This window comes from Ruegeria sp. AD91A, from assembly GCF_003443535.1.
GTDB lineage: Bacteria > Pseudomonadota > Alphaproteobacteria > Rhodobacterales > Rhodobacteraceae > Ruegeria.
The window spans coordinates 918,827-937,080 of sequence record NZ_CP031946.1 but is presented as its reverse complement, the minus strand read 5'-3'; the positions used below and the strand labels follow the sequence as shown (position 1 = coordinate 937,080).

The 18,254-nt window shown below is 54.3% G+C and carries 17 protein-coding genes and 2 tRNA genes; 9 read left to right on the top strand and 10 right to left on the bottom strand.

From position 1 onward, the window contains the following. Nucleotides 1–17 precede the first annotated feature (17 nt). A complete protein-coding gene (gltX, locus tag D1823_RS04730; RefSeq protein ID WP_117868842.1) occupies nucleotides 18–1,418 on the top strand; it encodes a glutamate--tRNA ligase in 1,401 nt (466 codons plus the stop codon). A gap of 121 nt (nucleotides 1,419–1,539) precedes the next feature. Beyond that, complete coding sequence (gene gltA / locus D1823_RS04725; protein WP_117872740.1) at nucleotides 1,540–2,835, top strand: citrate synthase; 1,296 nt, start codon at nucleotides 1,540–1,542, stop codon at nucleotides 2,833–2,835. A 130-nt stretch (nucleotides 2,836–2,965) separates the two neighbouring features. Here the strand turns inward: gltA and D1823_RS04720 are convergent, their stop codons facing one another. Next, nucleotides 2,966–4,033, bottom strand: coding sequence for a PA0069 family radical SAM protein (locus D1823_RS04720; protein ID WP_366140731.1), 1,068 nt, complete (start codon nucleotides 4,031–4,033; stop codon nucleotides 2,966–2,968). A gap of 274 nt (nucleotides 4,034–4,307) precedes the next feature. Between D1823_RS04720 and D1823_RS04715 the strand changes: the two genes are divergently transcribed. The 3 genes from D1823_RS04715 (at nucleotide 4,308) to D1823_RS04705 (ending at nucleotide 6,927) form a co-directional block, all read left to right on the top strand. Beyond that, entirely contained in the window at nucleotides 4,308–5,006 is a 699-nt protein-coding gene (locus D1823_RS04715; protein WP_117868841.1) for a B12-binding domain-containing protein, read from the top strand. A gap of 146 nt (nucleotides 5,007–5,152) precedes the next feature. Further along, nucleotides 5,153–6,190: a Hint domain-containing protein gene (locus D1823_RS04710; protein ID WP_117868840.1), complete on the top strand. Its 1,038-nt coding sequence runs from the start codon at nucleotides 5,153–5,155 to the stop codon at nucleotides 6,188–6,190. Between the two features lie 77 nt (nucleotides 6,191–6,267). Beyond that, complete coding sequence (locus D1823_RS04705) at nucleotides 6,268–6,927, top strand: DUF1638 domain-containing protein (RefSeq protein WP_117868839.1); 660 nt, start codon at nucleotides 6,268–6,270, stop codon at nucleotides 6,925–6,927. Nucleotide 6,928: 1 nt separating this feature from the next. On the opposite strand, the gene D1823_RS04700 is transcribed toward D1823_RS04705, so the two are convergent. Beyond that, nucleotides 6,929–7,339, bottom strand: coding sequence for a SufE family protein (locus D1823_RS04700; protein WP_117868838.1), 411 nt, complete (start codon nucleotides 7,337–7,339; stop codon nucleotides 6,929–6,931). Nucleotides 7,340–7,478: 139 nt separating this feature from the next. On the opposite strand from D1823_RS04700, the gene D1823_RS04695 reads away from it, so the two are divergent. Further along, nucleotides 7,479–8,009: a hypothetical protein gene (locus D1823_RS04695; protein ID WP_117868837.1), complete on the top strand. Its 531-nt coding sequence runs from the start codon at nucleotides 7,479–7,481 to the stop codon at nucleotides 8,007–8,009. A gap of 6 nt (nucleotides 8,010–8,015) precedes the next feature. On the opposite strand, the gene rnd is transcribed toward D1823_RS04695, so the two are convergent. The 3 genes from rnd to purM form a co-directional block, all read right to left on the bottom strand. After that, complete coding sequence (rnd, locus tag D1823_RS04690; RefSeq protein ID WP_117868836.1) at nucleotides 8,016–9,173, bottom strand: ribonuclease D; 1,158 nt, start codon at nucleotides 9,171–9,173, stop codon at nucleotides 8,016–8,018. Nucleotides 9,174–9,287: 114 nt separating this feature from the next. Next, on the bottom strand, nucleotides 9,288–9,884 hold the full coding sequence (gene purN, locus D1823_RS04685) for a phosphoribosylglycinamide formyltransferase (RefSeq protein WP_117868835.1): 597 nt from the start codon (nucleotides 9,882–9,884) through the stop codon (nucleotides 9,288–9,290). After that, complete coding sequence (gene purM / locus D1823_RS04680; protein WP_117868834.1) at nucleotides 9,881–10,927, bottom strand: phosphoribosylformylglycinamidine cyclo-ligase; 1,047 nt, start codon at nucleotides 10,925–10,927, stop codon at nucleotides 9,881–9,883. The genes purN and purM overlap by 4 nt, the downstream gene beginning before the upstream one ends. A 107-nt stretch (nucleotides 10,928–11,034) precedes the next feature. On the opposite strand from purM, the gene D1823_RS04675 reads away from it, so the two are divergent. Further along, nucleotides 11,035–11,111, top strand: a tRNA-Ile gene (locus tag D1823_RS04675). 53 nt (nucleotides 11,112–11,164) lie between these two features. Here the strand turns inward: D1823_RS04675 and D1823_RS04670 are convergent. Then, entirely contained in the window at nucleotides 11,165–11,722 is a 558-nt protein-coding gene (locus tag D1823_RS04670) for a hypothetical protein (protein ID WP_117868833.1), read from the bottom strand. A gap of 97 nt (nucleotides 11,723–11,819) precedes the next feature. Continuing rightward, entirely contained in the window at nucleotides 11,820–13,139 is a 1,320-nt protein-coding gene (locus tag D1823_RS04665) for an ATP-binding protein (protein ID WP_117868832.1), read from the bottom strand. Between the two features lie 44 nt (nucleotides 13,140–13,183). Between D1823_RS04665 and D1823_RS04660 the strand changes: the two genes are divergently transcribed. Together D1823_RS04660 and D1823_RS04655 are read left to right on the top strand one after the other, a co-directional pair. Further along, the gene (locus tag D1823_RS04660; protein ID WP_117868831.1) at nucleotides 13,184–14,098 is read left to right on the top strand and encodes an MBL fold metallo-hydrolase; all 915 of its coding nucleotides are present in this window, start codon (nucleotides 13,184–13,186) and stop codon (nucleotides 14,096–14,098) included. Nucleotides 14,099–14,174: 76 nt separating this feature from the next. Next, a tRNA-Asn gene (locus D1823_RS04655) sits at nucleotides 14,175–14,249 on the top strand. Nucleotides 14,250–14,344: 95 nt separating this feature from the next. On the opposite strand, the gene D1823_RS04650 is transcribed toward D1823_RS04655, so the two are convergent. The 3 genes from D1823_RS04650 to D1823_RS04640 all read right to left on the bottom strand — a co-directional run bounded on the left by D1823_RS04650 (nucleotide 14,345) and on the right by D1823_RS04640 (nucleotide 18,238). Continuing rightward, complete coding sequence (locus D1823_RS04650) at nucleotides 14,345–14,713, bottom strand: hypothetical protein (RefSeq protein ID WP_162896770.1); 369 nt, start codon at nucleotides 14,711–14,713, stop codon at nucleotides 14,345–14,347. Between the two features lie 367 nt (nucleotides 14,714–15,080). After that, nucleotides 15,081–17,423 carry a DGQHR domain-containing protein gene (locus D1823_RS04645; protein WP_254683827.1) on the bottom strand — a complete coding sequence of 781 codons (2,343 nt, stop codon included), beginning with the start codon at nucleotides 17,421–17,423 and terminating at the stop codon, nucleotides 15,081–15,083. A 23-nt stretch (nucleotides 17,424–17,446) separates the two neighbouring features. Then, the gene (locus D1823_RS04640) at nucleotides 17,447–18,238 is read right to left on the bottom strand and encodes a Dam family site-specific DNA-(adenine-N6)-methyltransferase (protein WP_117868828.1); all 792 of its coding nucleotides are present in this window, start codon (nucleotides 18,236–18,238) and stop codon (nucleotides 17,447–17,449) included. Between the last annotated feature and the right edge of the window lie 16 nt (nucleotides 18,239–18,254).

The following is an 18,254-nucleotide window of genomic DNA, read 5'->3' as shown; positions in this document are numbered from 1 at the left end:
AAAGGTTAATCCCCACTATGTCCGACCAGGTCGTCACTCGTTTTGCCCCCTCGCCCACCGGTTTCCTGCATATCGGCGGCGCGCGGACCGCGTTGTTCAATTGGCTTTATGCGCGCGGGCGTGGCGGCAAGTTCCTGCTTCGGATCGAAGACACGGACCGCGAACGCTCAACGCCTGAAGCGACCGCCGCGATCCTTCAGGGCATGGGATGGCTTGGACTGGACCACGATGGCGATGTCATCAGCCAATTCGAAGGGGCTGCCCGTCACGCCGAAATCGCGCATCAGTTGCTGGCCGAGGGCAAAGCATACAAATGTTTCTCGACACAGGATGAAATCGCTGCATTCCGTGAACAAGCACGGGCTGAAGGGAAATCAACCCTGTTCCGCAGCCCGTGGCGAGGCGCCGATCCTTCGACACATCCGGACGCGCCTTTTGCTATTCGCATCAAGGCGCCTCAGGACGGGTCGACCGTGATCCGCGACCAGGTTCAGGGCGACGTGAGCATTCACAATGATCAGTTGGATGACATGATCCTTCTGCGGTCGGACGGAACACCCGTCTACATGCTGGCAGTGGTTGTGGACGATCACGATATGGGTGTTACCCACGTGATCCGCGGTGACGATCACCTCAACAATGCCGCGCGGCAGATGATGATATACGAAGCAATGGGCTGGGACGTTCCGGTCTGGGCACATATCCCGCTGATTCACGGGCCTGATGGCAAGAAACTGTCCAAACGCCACGGTGCACTTGGGGCGCAGGAATATCAGGCCATGGGTTATCCCGCCGCCGGAATGCGAAATTATCTGGCCCGGCTGGGCTGGAGCCATGGTGACGACGAGTTTTTCACAGATGAACAGGCAAAGGAATGGTTCGATCTGGATGGGATCGGCAAGAGCCCCGCGCGGTTCGATCTGAAAAAGCTTGAAAACCTGTGTGGACAGCACATCGCAATCTCGGATGATGCTGCGCTGCGGCAGGAGATCGAGGCATATCTGACCGCAGCAGATCTGAAGCCCCTTACGGAAACACAATCCAGTGATCTGGAACGTGCGATGTATTGCCTCAAGGATCGGGCCAAAACCTTCCCAGAACTGATTGAAAAGGCTCATTTTGTATTGACAAGTCGACCAATCATTCCGGATGAAAAGGCAGCAAAGGCACTGGCATCTGTATCCGATGGTATACTGACGGAATTGACGCCGCATCTGCAAAATGCTAGCTGGTCGCGGAACGAACTGGAGGAGGCCCTGAATTCCTTTGCCGAGTCAAAGGAGCTCAAGTTCGGCAAGCTGGCCGGTCCGCTGAGGGCCGCTCTGGCGGGTCGTGCCGTTACGCCTTCGGTTTTTGACATGATGCTTGTGCTAGGACGGGAAGAAACCCTGGCGCGGCTTTCTGAAGCAGCGAAATAACCCAAGTTTCATAAACGGGTAACGCTGCTCCGCTAACACCCGGACTGCGCGTCCACGCGCAGTCGTTGCCCGTATCACCGGAGGTTTCTCTGGCGTACGCATGAATGAAGAAGGGACAACCATGACTGAAAGCAACAAAACAGCCACTCTGACCGTTCACGGCAAAGAGTATGAGTTGCCTATTCATTCTCCGACCGCTGGTCCGGATGTCATTGATATTCGAAAACTATATAGCCAGGCTGGCGTTTTTACCTACGACCCCGGCTTCACTTCGACAGCAAGCTGCGACAGCACCATCACCTATATCGACGGCGAAAAAGGCGAGCTGCTGCACCGCGGTTATCCGATCGACCAACTGGCCGAGAAATCGCACTTCCTCGAGGTCTGCTATCTTCTGTTGTACGGAGAGCTGCCGGCGGCGAAGGATCTGGAGAAGTTCGAAACCACGATCACCCGACACACCATGCTGCACGAACAGATGCAGTATTTCTATCGTGGTTTCCGTCGTGACGCACATCCGATGGCCATCATGGTTGGTGTAGTCGGCGCGATGTCGGCCTTTTATCATGATTCAACTGATGTCGCCGACCCGCGGCAGCGTGAAATTGCATCGCATCGTCTGATCGCCAAGATGCCGACAATTGCTGCGTGGGCATACAAATACCATACAGGTCAGCCCTTCGTATATCCGCGCAATGATCTGGACTATGCGTCTAACTTCCTGCGCATGTGCTTCAGCGTTCCTGCCGAGGAATATGAGGTCAACCCGATCCTCAGCCGCGCCATGGACCGGATTTTGACCCTGCACGCGGATCACGAGCAGAATGCTTCGACATCTACAGTACGTCTGGCCTCGTCGTCGGGCGCGAACCCGTTTGCCTGTATCGCCGCCGGTGTTGCCTGCCTTTGGGGTCCTGCCCACGGTGGCGCCAACCAAGCGTGCCTGGAAATGCTGGAAGAGATCGGCACTGTTGATCGCATTCCCGAATATATCGCACGGGCCAAAGACAAAGATGATCCGTTCCGCCTGATGGGCTTTGGCCACCGTGTCTACAAGAACTTCGATCCACGCGCCAAGGTCATGAAGCAGTCGGCAGACGAGGTTCTGGATCTTCTCGGCATTGAAAACAACCCGAAACTTCAGGTCGCCAAGGAGCTGGAGAAGGAAGCACTGGAAGATCCGTATTTCGCCGAGAAAAAGCTGTTCCCGAATGTCGATTTCTACTCGGGCATCATCCTCGAAGCGATGGGTTTCCCGACCTCGATGTTCACGCCGATCTTTGCCCTGTCGCGCACCGTTGGGTGGGTCAGCCAGTGGAAAGAGATGATCGCAGATCCCCAGAACAAGATCGGGCGTCCGCGCCAACTGTATCTAGGCGAAACACTGCGCGATTACGTCGATATCGAAAATCGCTGATTGGCGCATGTAAGCAGTCTATTCCAAAGGCCCCGGTTCAACCGGGGCCTTTTTTTGGGGGTTAGAGCAATGGAAGTTCGAAAAACGGTATTCAATCGTAAGGCAGCACAATAAATTGGGGCGCATGACCTCAGAACAGGCTCATCTGATCTCCGGGCTGCGGTGGCACCGCAAACAGGTCGCAGCGCAACGGGGCCGACTTTACGGACAACCCCAGACGCTTGCAGGACTTCGAAAACCTTTGAGCGATGATTCCCGCGTACTCACCCTCGCCCCGCATTCTGTGACCCCAACGCGGATCGTAATCCCGCCCACCATGCATTTCCCGCAGTTTGGACATGATCTTTTCCGCTCTTGAGGGCTCATGGCCGGCCAGCCAGTCCTGCCAAAGCTGCGAAACCTCACGCGGCAAGCGCAACATGATCCAGCTGGCGGCATCTGCACCGGCTTCTTTTCCGGCTTCCAACAGGTTTTCCAGTTCATGATCCGTCAGTCCAGGCACAATGGGTGACGTCATCACACGCACCGGAACACCGGCTTCGTTCAGTGCCCTGATCACACGCAAACGACGAGGCGGTGACGGCGCCCGAGGCTCCATGCGGCGGGAAAGGTCAGCGTCCAGAGTGGTCAGTGAAATACCAACGCGCACCAGCCCCCGACCGGCCATGTCGGCGAGCAACTCAAGATCGCGCTCAATCAGAGCTCCTTTGGTGACGATTGCAACCGGATGGTTAAATTCACGCAGCACCTCAAGACATGCTTTTGTAATCATATGCTTTTTCTCAATCGGCTGATACGGGTCTGTATTTGTACCAATTGCAAGCGGTGCCACTTTGTAAGACTTGGCGGACAATTCCTTGCGCAGAACACTGCTCATGTTGGGCCGCGCGATCAGACGCGTTTCAAAATCCAAACCGGCAGACAGGCCCAGATAGGCGTGGCTTGGCCGCGCAAAGCAGTAAACGCAGCCATGTTCACACCCTCGATACGGGTTGATCGAACGATCGAAGGGCAAATCGGGGGATTTGTTGTAGGTAATAGCGCTGCAAGCAAACTCTTCACGCGTCTCGGTTCGAAGAAATGGCAGTGCCTCGGCGTTATCCCATCCGTCATCAATTGCCTCGGTGGCGAAGCGTTCGAACCGACCAGATTCGTTCGACGCTGCGCCTCTTGCCTTGATTGGTTGCGTTGCACTCATAACATTCACTTGTTCGCTATTCGTTCTCATCTCGAACATAGGCACACTAAAGGGTTTGCGCAAGCAATCCCAAATCTCCAGCCAAAGAGAACGAGATGAAGGGAATACAGGATAATCTTGCAGACTTTTCTATCGAGCCACCCCATTTTTTGTCTTATAGGTCGGTCCCGAAACGACCGACGTCGCAATCGTCACAGTCAGGATGCGACGTTTTGGCCAAAACGGAAAAAATGCCACCACGGGCCGATGGCCCGCCCAGCACAGGGAATACCCCATGTCCGACGAAGAAGACATCGTCCTGTCCGAACTGAATGACGACGAACTGGTCGAGCAGATGTTCGACGATCTCTATGACGGCCTGAAGGAAGAGATCGAAGAAGCCACCAATATCCTGCTGGAACGGGGATGGACGCCTTATGACATTCTGACCAAGGCTCTGGTCGGTGGCATGACCATCGTGGGCCATGACTTCCGCGACGGCATCCTGTTCGTGCCCGAGGTTCTGCTGGCTGCGAACGCCATGAAAGGCGGCATGTTCATCCTCAAGCCGTTGTTGGCAGAAACCGGCGCACCGCGCGTCGGCAAGATGGTCATCGGCACCGTAAAGGGCGACATCCACGACATCGGCAAAAACCTTGTGTCGATGATGATGGAAGGCGCAGGCTTCGAAGTTGTCGATCTGGGAATCAACAACCCGGTCGAAAACTATCTGGAAGCGCTGGAAAATGAACAACCCGATATCCTGGGTATGTCCGCCCTGCTGACCACCACCATGCCCTACATGAAAGTGGTCATCGACACGTTGGTCGAGCAAGGCGTTCGCGACGACTATATCGTTTTGGTCGGCGGCGCACCGCTGAATGAAGAGTTCGGCAAGGCCATCGGCGCAGACGCCTATTGCCGCGACGCTGCTGTTGCAGTGGAAACCGCCAAGGAATTTGTTGGCCGCAAGCACAATCAACTGGCTGGGTAAGACCCGTAAGATCCTGATTGAAAGGCCGCCCGATCCAGGGCGGCCTTTTCGATTCAGGGGCGTTTCTTCATCAGACGATGAGGATAATCCGATTTTAAACGAAATCGGGTCCAAAAAAACGAGGCATCCTAATCCAAGGGGGTCTCGTGCCAACTACGTTCACAGTCATTTCGCTCGGCAATCTTGCCGATATCGACAGTTCCGAAGGCAACACCATAGCCGAGAACGCCTCGGCGCTCGTGGGGCGAACCTTTGGCGGATCGGACGAACCGCTGGCTCACGACAGCGCCACCTGGAGCGCGGTCGGCAATCCGGGTTCGATCTACAACATGAACAACATGTCAACCAATGATCGGTTTTCGATCGATGGCGGGCCGCCGCAGACATTCGATGGCACTTCGATTTACAACGCCACGATCACCTATTTTGATGGATCAACAACCAAGATTACCGCAGTCGTGGCGCAGGATGTGGATGGCAACACCTATCTGATGCCGGAATTCTCGGACAATTCAGACCAATCAGCTTTGGAGGCTGGCCCTGTCCGCTCGATCACATTCAACAGTCTTGCCGGAAACCGGTATTCAGGCCTGACAGCCCGTCGCGAGGATTGGGACCTGGTTCCCTGCTTTACACCCGGTACGCTGATCCGCACTGATCTGGGCGAGCGGCCGATTGAAACCCTGTCCCTTGGCGACAGTATCGAAACCCATGATCATGGGCTGCAAACCCTGCGCTGGATGGGGCGGCGATCCGTCAAGGCAACGGGTCCGCATGCGCCTGTTCTTTTCAAAGCTGGTGCGGTTGGAAACACGCGCGATCTTCTGGTGTCGCAGCAGCACCGCATGCTGATCAGGGATTGGCGTCTTGAGCTACATACCGGTCATTGCGAAGCACTGGCACCTGCCAAACATCTCGTGAATGGGTCTGACATCGTTCTGCGACCCGGAAGGATGGTGACTTACATCCATTTGCTGTTCGACCAGCATGAGCTACGCTGGGCACAAGGGTGCCTGAGCGAGAGCCTTCACCCCGGCGCGCAAATCTGGAACAGTCTCGACATTGCCGCACGGCAAGAGATCCAGTCGCTGTTTCCGGACCTGTCGCTGAATGGCATCGCTGCGTACGGACCGCTGGCCCGGCCCCTGTTGGCGGCGTTCGAGGCGCATGCGTCGGCGGCCTGACATGAGATGTCGGATCGGGGCTTGCCCAATGGCCGCAATCATCCTCCTATGGAAACAGCCCCGAAGGATGCCAACTGATGTCAAACGAATCTCTGCCAGATGATGCAAGCCTGACCACAAAGGGCTATGACGATGTGGGCAAGGGCAGCATCCTATTGATCGCTTGCGGCGCTCTTGCGCGGGAAATACTGGATATCAAAACGCGAAATGGCTGGGATCACATGGCACTGACCTGCCTGCCGGCGATCCTGCACGTTCACCCGGAACGGATCACGCAGGCCGTGGAAGACGCAGTGGCCAAGCATCAGAGCAATTTTGACAAGATCTACGTCGTGTACGCCGATTGCGGGACCGGAGGTCTGTTGCAAACGGCCTGCGAGAAACTGGGGGTCGAAATGGTGAAGGGACCGCATTGCTATTCCTTCTTCGAAGGGAATCAGGCCTTTCAGGACCGTGGAGAAGACGAAACAACGGCCTTCTATCTTACAGATTTTCTGGCCCGGCAATTCGACGCTTTTGTCTGGAAGCCCCTTGGATTGGATCGCCACCCGGAACTGCGTGACATGTATTTCGGGAATTACACCAAACTGATCTATCAGGCCCAGATCGACAGCCCGGACCTGACGCAACGCGCCCGCGAATGTGCAGACCGAATGGGACTGGAGTTCGAACGCCGGTTCACCGGTTACGGCGATCTGGAAAACACGTTATCAGACTGGGCAAACCGCCCAAGATGAATCAGGCATTTTCCTGTGCGACCTGCCGGATGCGTTCGATCATCGACCGCAGACCGTTTGAGCGCTGAGCGGACAGGTGGTCGTTCAGCCCAAGGCGTGCCAGTTCAGCCCCTGCATCGACTTTGGGAACTTCGGCTACCGGCAACCCGTTGTACAAAGACCGAAGAACCGCGATCAGCCCGCGCACGATCAGTGCATCGCTGTCGCCATCAAACTTGAAGACACCGGACTCAATCATCGGATGCAGCCAGACCTGACTGGCACATCCATGCACCTTTGTCGCCGGAACCTTGAACGCGTCGTCCAGAGGCTCCATCGCCTTGCCCTGCTCGATGACATGGCGATACCGGTCTTCCCAATCCTCGAGAAATTCGAAATCCTCGACAATCTCTTCAAAGGCGGGCGTGGCCATGGTGCGGTGGTCCTTCGGTTACATTCATAATTGTGACGTAAGCCGACGACCAGCTACTGTCCAGCCCCCGCGGTGGCTTTTCAACGCGAAGAAATTGCGCTAACCCATTGCCTGAACTCGTGTGAAAGTCTGTGGGTCCATGCAAAAATCTCTGTCCGTTCTCATTATCGCCACGCTGACCCTGACTGCCTGCAGCAGCTGGCGTGATTCTCGGGTAAACCCGTCGAACTGGTTTGGATCCAGCAGATCTGTCGATGCCGATACCCCACGCGATCCGAATGCCGCCGACGCACTCGTTCCTCAACAAAGCGAAGGTACCGGTCTGTTTTCACGCCCCGATGCCGAAGACACCAGCATTCCAATTGGTCAGATTGACGAATTGCGCATCGACCCAACACCCACCGGCGCGATCATCTATGCGTCTGGCACGGCTGTCCGACAGGGGGCGTACGATGCGCGTCTGGTCCCTGTTGAATCGGACGAAAACCAAAAAAAAGGAACATTGGAGTTCGTATTCCGCGTGACCTACCCCAGCTATGAGACACCGCAAGGGTCAGAGCGTACACGGATGGTATCAGACGCCATCAATGTCTCGAAACAGGAACTGGAAGGTATTCGTCTGGTCCGTGTGGTCGGGCAACAGAACGCCCTCGAATCTCGGCGCCGGTAAGCGCCGTTAAAGCGTAACCACCTTGACCGACTGCCCTTTGGCCGCCAAGGCAATTTTTCCTTCACACAGCTTGAGCGCGTCCTCGCCGAAGACCTCGAACCGCCAACCGGACATCGCCGGAAGATCGCGCTCACCGGCCGCGATCTGATCCAGTTCCGAGCTTGTGGCGATCAATTTCGCCGCCACACCAGAGCTTTCGGTTTTGGATTTAAGAAGAACCCGCAACAGGTCTGACAGTGCCGGGTTGACCTTGAGCTTGTCGCGCGAATTGTCGACCTTCGGTAATTTGTCGGCCGGGCAATTCACGCCACGCTGGACTGCGGCCAGAATACCTTCGGCAATCGCTCCTTTGCGGGCTTCGCGCAGCAAAAGGCGGGATCCGCCCAAATCAGAATGCGTTTTGGGTTTGGTCGAAGCCAACTCAACCAACGCATCGTCCTTGAACACACGGTTCCGGGGCACGTTGTTTTCCTGTGCGTAGGCTTCGCGAAACTGCGCCAGTTCGCGCACGATAGCCAGAAACTTGGCCGAGTTCGTACGCGTCTTTACCCGTTTCCAGGCCTCTTCGGGACGGATGTCATATGTGGCGGGCTGTGTCAGCGTCCGCAGTTCTTCGGCAACCCAATGGCTGCGCTCTGTCTTTTCAAGTTCTGCGGCCAGGTATTCATAGATCCCGCGCAAATGCGTCACGTCTGCCAGAGCATAGTTTTTTTGAGCATCAGTCAGAGGACGACGGGACCAGTCGGTGAACCGAGAAGTCTTATCAACGCCCTGCTTGCAGATTTTCCGGACCAGAGTTTCATAGCCAACCTGTTCGCCAAAGCCACACACCATCGCTGCAACCTGTGTGTCAAACAGCGGCTTGGGAAAGACGCCGGCTTCGACCCAGAATATCTCAAGATCCTGACGGGCAGCATGGAACACCTTAACCACGTCTTCGTTCCGGAACAGGTCATAAAGCGGTTCAAGCGACAGGCCATCGGCAAGCGGATCAACCAGAACCGCGCTGTCTTCATCCTCGGACGGGACCGCCAATTGCACCAGGCACAATTTGGAGTAATAGGTCCGCTCGCGCAGGAATTCGGTATCAACTGTGATATAGGGATTGTCTGCAGCAGCCTTGCAGAAATCGGCCAGCTCTTGCGTCGTCGTCAGGGTTTTCATGCGCAGTACTAGTATCGCTCTTGTTTTTGTGACTGCCCGTTATTGTCGTCGTTCCGAGCGTTGTCGACGACCATAGGCCGATTTTTATACGGGTGTAAATCACCCAGAACGTGCTCAGGGCAACTGGACTGGCGACCTGTTGCCTTCTGCAAAGCGCCGCAACACTTCGGGGTACAGTTTATGCTCCCACACCAACACCCGCGCAGCCAGCGACTCTGGTGTATCTTTCGTTTCAATTGGAACCCGCGCCTGGCCCAGAATCGGACCGTCATCCAGCGCCGCCGTCACCTCATGCACCGAGCAGCCGTGCTCTGAATCCCCGGCCTCAATCGCGCGCGAATGAGTGTGTAACCCTTTGTATTTGGGCAATAATGAAGGGTGAATATTCAGCATCCTACCTTGAAATCGGGACACGAAATCTGCTGTCAAAACCCGCATGAAGCCAGCCAGACAGACAATGTCAGGCTGCGCCTCTTGCAAGGGCTTCAGAAGCTCGGATTCAAACGCGGCGCGATCCCCCCTGAACGGGCGATGATCAACCACTGCGGTCGGAATGCCACGGTCCGCAGCTTTTTTCAGCCCGCCAGCCTGCGCATCATTGGAGAGCACCAAACAAGGCCGCGCCGGATGATCTCCGGTCATGCTGTCGACCAGCGACAACATGTTCGACCCGCCCCCGGAAATCAGGATCGCGACGCGCTTGTGACTCACAGCAGTTTGCCTGAATAGGCAACACCGGGCGCTTCGGTGACGGTACCGATCCGAGCGACGGTTTCACCAGCATCCGTCAACAGGGACGACAGGTCATCAGCCTTGTCCGCAGCGCACACGACAATCAGGCCGATGCCGCAATTGAAGGTCTTGAGCATTTCCGCCTCTACGATTCCACCGGTCTCTGCCATCCAGTTAAAGACGGGCGGCAACCGCCAGCTGTCCAGATCGATCTCGGCCCCTAACCCTTCGGGCAGCACACGCGGAAGATTTTCGGTCAATCCACCGCCGGTGATATGCGCCAGCGCGTGTACACCACCCGCACGAACCGCAGCCAAAGCCGGTTTTACGTAAAGGCGTGTGGGCGTCAGCAGCGCCTCACCCAGAATCCCCTCACCAAAGGGCGACGGCGAATCCCAGCCCAGACCGGACAGCTCGACCAGCTTACGCACAAGCGAATAGCCGTTGGAATGCACCCCGTTCGAGGCCAGACCCAACAACACGTCCCCGGATTGAACGCCCGCAGGCAGATCTGCGCCGCGTTCCATCGCACCAACCGCAAAACCGGCCAGATCAAAATCTCCATCTGGATACATGCCCGGCATCTCGGCGGTTTCACCACCGATCAAGGCACAGCCGGACTGTGCGCATCCGTCGGCAATCCCTTCGATGATCCGTGCCGCCGTATCGGTATCCAGCTTACCGGTTGCGAAATAGTCGAGGAAGAACAGCGGCTCGGCCCCCTGGCAGATCAGGTCATTGACGCACATGGCCACCAGATCGACCCCGACTCCGTCCACGACACCAGTATCGATCGCGATCCGCAACTTGGTGCCCACACCATCCGTCGCACCTACCAGGATAGGGTCTTGGTATCCGGCAGCCCTCAGATCGAACAGTGCGCCGAATCCGCCCAGGCCGCTCATCACACCGGGTCGGTTGGTCCGCTTGGCGGCGGGCTTGATCCGATCGACCAGGGCATTCCCCGCGTCGATATCCACACCTGCATCGGCATAGGTGATTCCGTTTTTACCCGCTGTCATGTTCGGTCCCTCAAGAAAGCTTTGCGGGCGGGTTATTCGATTGTGGCGTTTGTTGCAACGGTCAGGCTTGACGCGGCTGTTCACCGTGATACCCAAGGCGCCTAGGCGGGCCTGTAGCTCAATTGGTTAGAGCAGAGCGCTCATAACGCTTTGGTTGGGGGTTCGAGTCCCTCCGGGCCTACCATTTCGCCGAAACATCAGGATCAGCTTTTATCGCCTGCACGCGAATGCGTTGCCTCATTCACTCGATTCTTCGATTCCGAAATACGCGTCGAACTTTTCTTGTGTCACTTGCCACTCAAAGGAATAGCCGTCGCGCCCACCAAAGCTGTAATTCTCGTGACTGCCGGACAGGTCCGGATCTTGATGCACCGCAGCCAAATACGTTTCAAAATCCGCAGGATCGACCCAGAACGAAGCATCCATGATCATCATGTAATAGTCGAAGGCAACAGGTTCATCGAACTTGCCAAAATCATTCTGCAAATAGTCCAGCATTTCAGCACAAAAAATCGCCATATTGGCACGCACCTGAACCGGCAGCGGCGCAAGATCCTCGTCGCCATCAACTACTTCCTGCTGCGACGCGTACCACAACTCGGACGCCAGCGACTCAACAAGGTCGGACCGCAACCATTTCAGACAGGTATCGCCTGAACCGATAAAGCCGATCAGACGTTCGACCCGTCTTTCATCGGTTTCTTCATACCACTGCCAAAGTGGCAGCAAGGCCGCAATTGTTGCGCAACCAACGAACCCCTTTTCGGCCAGTTTTACGAATCCTGCGATAACCATCTCATGCGTCCCCCAAAAATGAAAAAAATATGGGAACAGGATGCCATGGACAGACAAATTAGCAAAATTGAATTCAATACACAGACATAATGGGGATTTATCGGCCTATGATTATATCCGCGCACAGCCCGCCAAGACGCTCACTTTTGCCCAGACGCAAAATACCGCCGTGCGCGCGTGCGACATCGGCCACAATCGCAAGACCTAGGCCAACGCCACTGCCCTGATTCTGATTGCGTGCCGGGTCGAGACGCGTGAATGGCTTGACCGCTTCAGTACGCTGGTCCGCCGGTATACCGGGGCCGTCGTCCTCAACGCGGATTCGCATCGATTTCGCGTTCAGAAACAGGCTGACCTCGGCTAGGCTGCCATAGCGAACGGCGTTTCCTATCAGGTTTTCGACCGCCCGGCGCACAGCCATGGGGCGCAGCATGACTGTACCCTGCCCTTCGACCGCAATCAGGTCTGCCTGATGACCGGTCCGTTTCGCGTCATCCACGATCTGGCGGAGAAATTCATCCGGTCGGACCTCTTCCGTCGATCCTTCGGCGGCCCCACGCGAAAATTCCAGAAACGCATCCAGCAAGGACTGCATTTCAGTCACATCCTTTTGCAATGGTGCGGCCTCATCTTCGGGCAACATCGACAGTCCAAGCTTCAGACGAGTCAACGGAGTACGCAGATCGTGACTGACACCAGACAGCATCAACGTCCGCTGCTCCATCTGGCGTTCGATCCGGGATCGCATATCCAGAAACGCGTTACCCGCCGCGCGTACCTCGATTGCTCCGCCGGGTGAATACGGAACGATTCGCCCACGCCCGAATGCCTGCGCCGCATCGGCGAGGCGCGTAATGGGACGCAATTGGTTTCGCATGTAAAGAAACGAGATCGTCGTCATGATGACCGCAAAGAACACCATGGTGACAATCAATTGATGCGGAGCCGCAGGCGACAATCTGCGCCGATCAAATGTCAATTGCAGCAGGCCCAGATGCGTATCCAGGTAAACCCGAGCCTCCTTGCTGCTGGGCAAAGCGACGGCGACGAGATCGGGCAGCCAGAGATGTAGTTCAGATTCGACCTGTGGTGCGATGAAGTCATACCATCGCCGCGCGCCGATCGCAGGCTCTTCGTTAACGCCAAGAAATCTGGCCTTCATCTCAAGGGCCTGCAAATCGGGACGAATCGACGCCAACGCCTGTTGTTGTGTTTCCGCGCCCTCGATCATTGTCGTGATCAACGTCACCTCACGGGATGCCGCGCGCGTCATCTGGCCGGTGACATCCTCAAGATGCTTTTGAAGGAAAGCGATACCCACGACCAGCAACAGCACGATCACAGGCAAAACCAGGATCAGCGCCGCCCGGGCGTAAAGACTGCGAGGCATATAAGGTTTGAGCCAGTGCGAAGACATGCGCTAAACCTAGCGGGCTGCCCGGACAAGAGGAAGAGCACAGAATGCCATCACCAGATGATTTCAATCCACCCGTTGGAAAACCCGAGGAACTGCACTTGGGTTTGCGGCGTATTCTGGCCCCGAATCCCTCTCCGATGACTTATCGTGGCACCAACACATACCTGCTGGGTGATCGCGACATCGCGGTCATCGATCCAGGCCCAGCAAGCGAAGCACATCTGGGCGCGATTCTGGATTCCTTGGCGCCGGGTCAAAGGATCAGCCATATCATTGTCACACATACGCATGTGGACCATTCACCTCTGGCGGCTCCGCTGGCGGCGCGCACGGGGGCAGTGATTTATTCCTATGGTGGGCCTGAGGCAGGACGCAGCGCCGTCATGACCGATCTTGCCGCGCAGGGGCTGACTGGCGGCGGCGAAGGAATCGACAGCACGTTTCGCCCGGATGTCGAAGTGGCGGACGGTGAGTTCATCAATGGTGACGGATGGCAGCTCGAAGTCATTCACACTCCGGGCCATCTGGGTAATCACATTGCCTTGGCCTGGCAGAACATCTGTTTCACAGCGGATCATGTCATGGGTTGGGCCAGCTCGTTGGTGTCCCCTCCGGATGGTGATCTGACCGACTTCATGGCTGCCTGCCATCGGCTACGCGCGCGCGACTGGTCGGTTTTCCACGCGGGCCATGGTGCACCGATCACCAGTCCTGCCGAACGCTTGGACTGGCTGATTGCGCATCGCCAGACCCGCGAGGCCCAGATCCTGAGCGCGTTGGAAGATGCAGACGGGACAGCTCGGCATCTGGCTGAGCGCATCTATACGGATACGCCAGCAGCATTGTTGCCAGCGGCCGAGCGAAATGTTTTCGCTCATCTCGTTGATCTGACTGGGAAAACCAAAGTGGCGCCCATTGGCCCACTGTCGGTTGCATCTGTTTTTCGACGGTTTCTCTAAAACAGCAAAAATTTTTGATCGTTCTCTTACTTAACCACTGGACGTCTGGAATCGGGGTTGCTATACGCGCCTCAGTTCCGGCGTAGCTCAGCGGTAGAGCAGTTGACTGTTAATCAATTGGTCGTAGGTTCGATCCCTACCGCCGGAGCCAAAATCTCTCTTGGATAACAAGAGAGTAACAAGCCGCCCCTAGGGGCGGCTTTTGTTTTCTGCAACATCTCTGCAACGTTGCGATTTGCTCGGACATCACCATGGTATGTCATCGTCGCCATCATCATGAACATCAATCGGCGGTGTTCCTGTGAAGAACCAGTCGCCCCGCTTCTGGTTCATAGACTGAGGAATTGCGCGAAGATTCCACGGTACATGTAAACCGCAAAGATAGTGTTGACCGCGGCTTGTGGCGTTCAATGGCACCATATGATCGACTTCGTGAACGACTCCGGTCTCTTCCGTCCATTGCTGCGCTTCCCGATAAACAGCGAGAATTTCCTCATTGTCTTCTTCGGATAACCACGGCGGGGCAGCGGGGCCAGCCCTACGCATTGCTTGTTTGACGCGAAGTAGCACTCTATTTTTCTCCCTGTAGCGGGAGTGGCTGTTTTTCTTCGTCATGTTTAATCCTTCTCTCATGACGTCGATGGCTATGTGGTGAGAGGAAGGACACTTGCCATCAACGGAGCCCAACCTCGTTCGACCGCGCGAGCGGCAGAATTTCAGTCATGTTTTTCTCCGTTGATATGCAGATGCGTGAAAGCAACTTGCGTCTGCAGGGACTTAGATACCACCGATCCTGGGTCAGGTCAACGACTAAGTAGCTGAAAACAAAGGAGAGCGTTTAAACGCTCCTTAGAATTCGCTTGATCGGGTCTACTGCATTATGCCGTCGAAATCCGCAGGCCTCCGGCACGTCCGAAGCCCTACTAATAGAGCGATAGCGATTAGTTGGGTTCGGCTGATAAAAATCGCAACTTGGTTAGGTCTATTGGGGCATGAGCTTGCCGTGAACCTCCCGAAGGAAGCTCACTTCAGACTGGTTCAGCCCCTTCTCTTTTGTGCCCTCGTGAGCCCATGTATTTCGATAAGAATTGAAAATCGAGAGCCACTTCAATTTCTCTGCTTTGCTATTAAAACCTTGGCCAATGTCGAGCGCAAAGTGCTCCTCAAATGTCTTAAAGTCGTCCGCATCACCCTCAGGCATACGGCCCCAATACTTCTCAATGATAGTTTTGTAATCCTTAATAAAAAATTGGTCAGTCCATGGGATTTCGGTTCTACCCAAACCCTCTTTGTAATTTTTCTCCATCTGTGCCTTAGCCCGATCTTCGCAATCCCGTTGAATTGTTCCAATCTCCAGATCCCAGTTTTTGTCAAAAATCGTCTTTAAGTTGGCAATAATTACCTTTTTGATGTGCTTTTCGATGCCTGTTCCAAGGCTTCGCCCCTCATCTTGAAGCTCTTTGTTTTGACGTTCCTTCCAATCCAAAAGATCGGCAGGTTCATATTCTGAGAACCGTTTATTGACGAAACTTTGGAACATACGAAACCAAGTATTTTCAGCACCGGAACCCAACTTTCCCAAAAGCATGCCTCTGTCGTCATCAGAAATGCTCGACAGCGCCTCGCACAGTGCTACCAAGTACTTCCTGACAGCATCAAAACGCTCATCGTTCGAAGTTGAACAAGAAAGTTTGCCTTGCTCTGTTAGGAACGAGTTTATGCTGCCAATCAGGCTAATGAACGCATAAGTCCCACGATTGTAGACTATGAAGCTCTTTAGCGTATCTTCATCCTCGTCAAACTGTTCTTCAGCCAATTGATAGCATGCGTTGAGCAATGTAACTACTTTGGCCCGCGTCGACCGCATCTCTTTGACATGGTCTTGATTCCCAGTGTTGTAGAGTGAGGTGTTGATTTCCCCTCCGGCAAACTTGTTTCCCTTAGCGACCGGAAGGAGCCCACAACGAAGTAGAGAGTCGGCGAAAGGTTTCGCATTAAGCTGCGCCCTGTCTTCGCCAAGTGCAATCTTTCCAAATAAGGGACCAGTTGGGTCGCCACCAAGTTGCCTAATAACTGAGGACCTTAGTGCCTTCATTCGTGAGTCCAGTCGCGCCGAATTCCAATAAAGGTCTTCTTCAAGTGTAATGCGCAGCGTTGGACTTACTGCCTTCTGATTTTCGTTTATATCCATAAACATTTCGAGTTGCTCAGACGGATCCAAGCCTACAAAAGACACGACTGGAATAGTGTTGGACTTCTTAAAGTCAGAATTTGCATAACCATAGATTCGGTGCTGGCCGTCGATGATGTATGCGATGGCGTAGGCGTTAGGAATTTTCAAAGTCCCAGACCGTGAACGAGAAACGCCAGTGCGTTTTTGCCCGTGGAACTCAATTTTTCGGGCTGACTCGGAAAAATTGAGAATGACTGAGTTGGGAAAAAAACCGCCTTCATCAATGAATTTGTTTATTCCCTTGAGCCTGCTCGGTACGAGAAGACGTTGGTAGGTTGGCATCTCAGCCTCATTTGCCCGAGTTCGATGCAAAACAAACCCCATCTTCAACAAAAGCTCAGGCTCCAAAGAGAACATGTAATATGTTTTGCCGCCCATCTTGCCTTCGAGCGCGGCGACCTCAATCTTCTCTTTGTTGATATCCTGCCCCTTAAAGAGCATAGCCATGAACTGATAGTGAGCTGCGTTCTTATACGCTTTCAGAAGTCCTTCGACATAATCATAAGCATTGTCATTGTATAGAAACCCACCGGCCTTAGAAAGTCGCTCACCATCGGCGCTTTCGCGACCGATGCGCAAATTACGAGTGGCGAAAATATACTTTATTTTCCGCTCTTTTCCGAAAAGCTGCTCAAGTGCTTTGGCATGCCCATTCATTCGTTGCTTTAGAGCCTCGAATTCTGTCTTAAATGATGGCGGTTTCTTGGATTTTTCTGCAGATTTGCATTCGACCAACAATACACTGTCGTCATTGATGGCAATGACATCTATTTGCTTTTTGTCGGTAGCTCCCTTCCCAAAGGGGAGCGCAAAGTCGCCAGAAACATTGAAGCATCGATAGCCAAGCCGATAGAGCTGACACCAGACATCATCCTCTAGCTGTGCATCATGGGTCTTGGGCTTTCTTAACCGTGTTTTGGTTTTGAGTGGCTTCCCGTATTCTTCCCAACCTTCCTTCAGCAACTCCTCAACAAGCGCGTGATCGACACTACGTAGAATGAATTTCGAAGACTTCGCCTTGAACAGGCGTCCAAGATGCGACGGATCACTCGATATTTTGTCGCGTAGTGATTGTTCTTCTGCCGGATCCATAAATGACAAACCCAAAACTCCTATTAAAAAATGTAAACGACCTCAGTCGTCTTCCCTCGAGCAGTGGAATTTCCAGAAATCACAGAGCTCCGGGAAACAATCTTGGGTTCACCCATGTCGGAGTAGAGTTCGTGTACTGTCTTATGGTCTGCATTTGTGAGAACCACTCTTGCTCCTCGCCGGTAAGCCGCTTCAGCACAACGCCGCAACCGTATTTGATCGTCCCAGCTAAAGATCTTCTGATTATACTTAACAAAGCCGTTTGTATTATGCGCCGTAGTATAAGGCGGGTCTAGAAAAACAAGGTCGCCCTTGTTCGCATCCAACAGGGTCTCTTCGAAATCGCCTGTCCGCAACTCAGCTCTTTTAAGTACTTTGCTCGCACCTTCAAAATCATCATCAGGCAGCAGAACTTGAGTTTTAGTGCCGATTGGCACATTGAATTTTCCTGAAAGGTTTTCCCGATAAAGACCGTTCCAACAAGTCCGGTTCAGATAAAGAAATTGCGCGGCCCTTGTGTGTTTAGTCCGGCGTTGCCGAGCGCGCTCCTCATAATAGAAATCTTTACAGTGCAACGCCTGCATTCTTTTCAGCTCTTTATGGACCAATTGCCAATTGGTCCGCACTGCACGATACGTATTAATGAGTTTGGGATTCACATCAGATAGTATTGCTGACTGCGGTGCCAATTGGAAAAATACCGCTCCTCCACCGAGGAATGGCTCGATATATTTACCATCAAAATTTGGCAGTTTGATCTGCTGGCTGTCTAACAGCCAGCGCTTCCCACCAGCCCATTTAATAAACGGCTTCAATGTCCTGCCTTTGTTA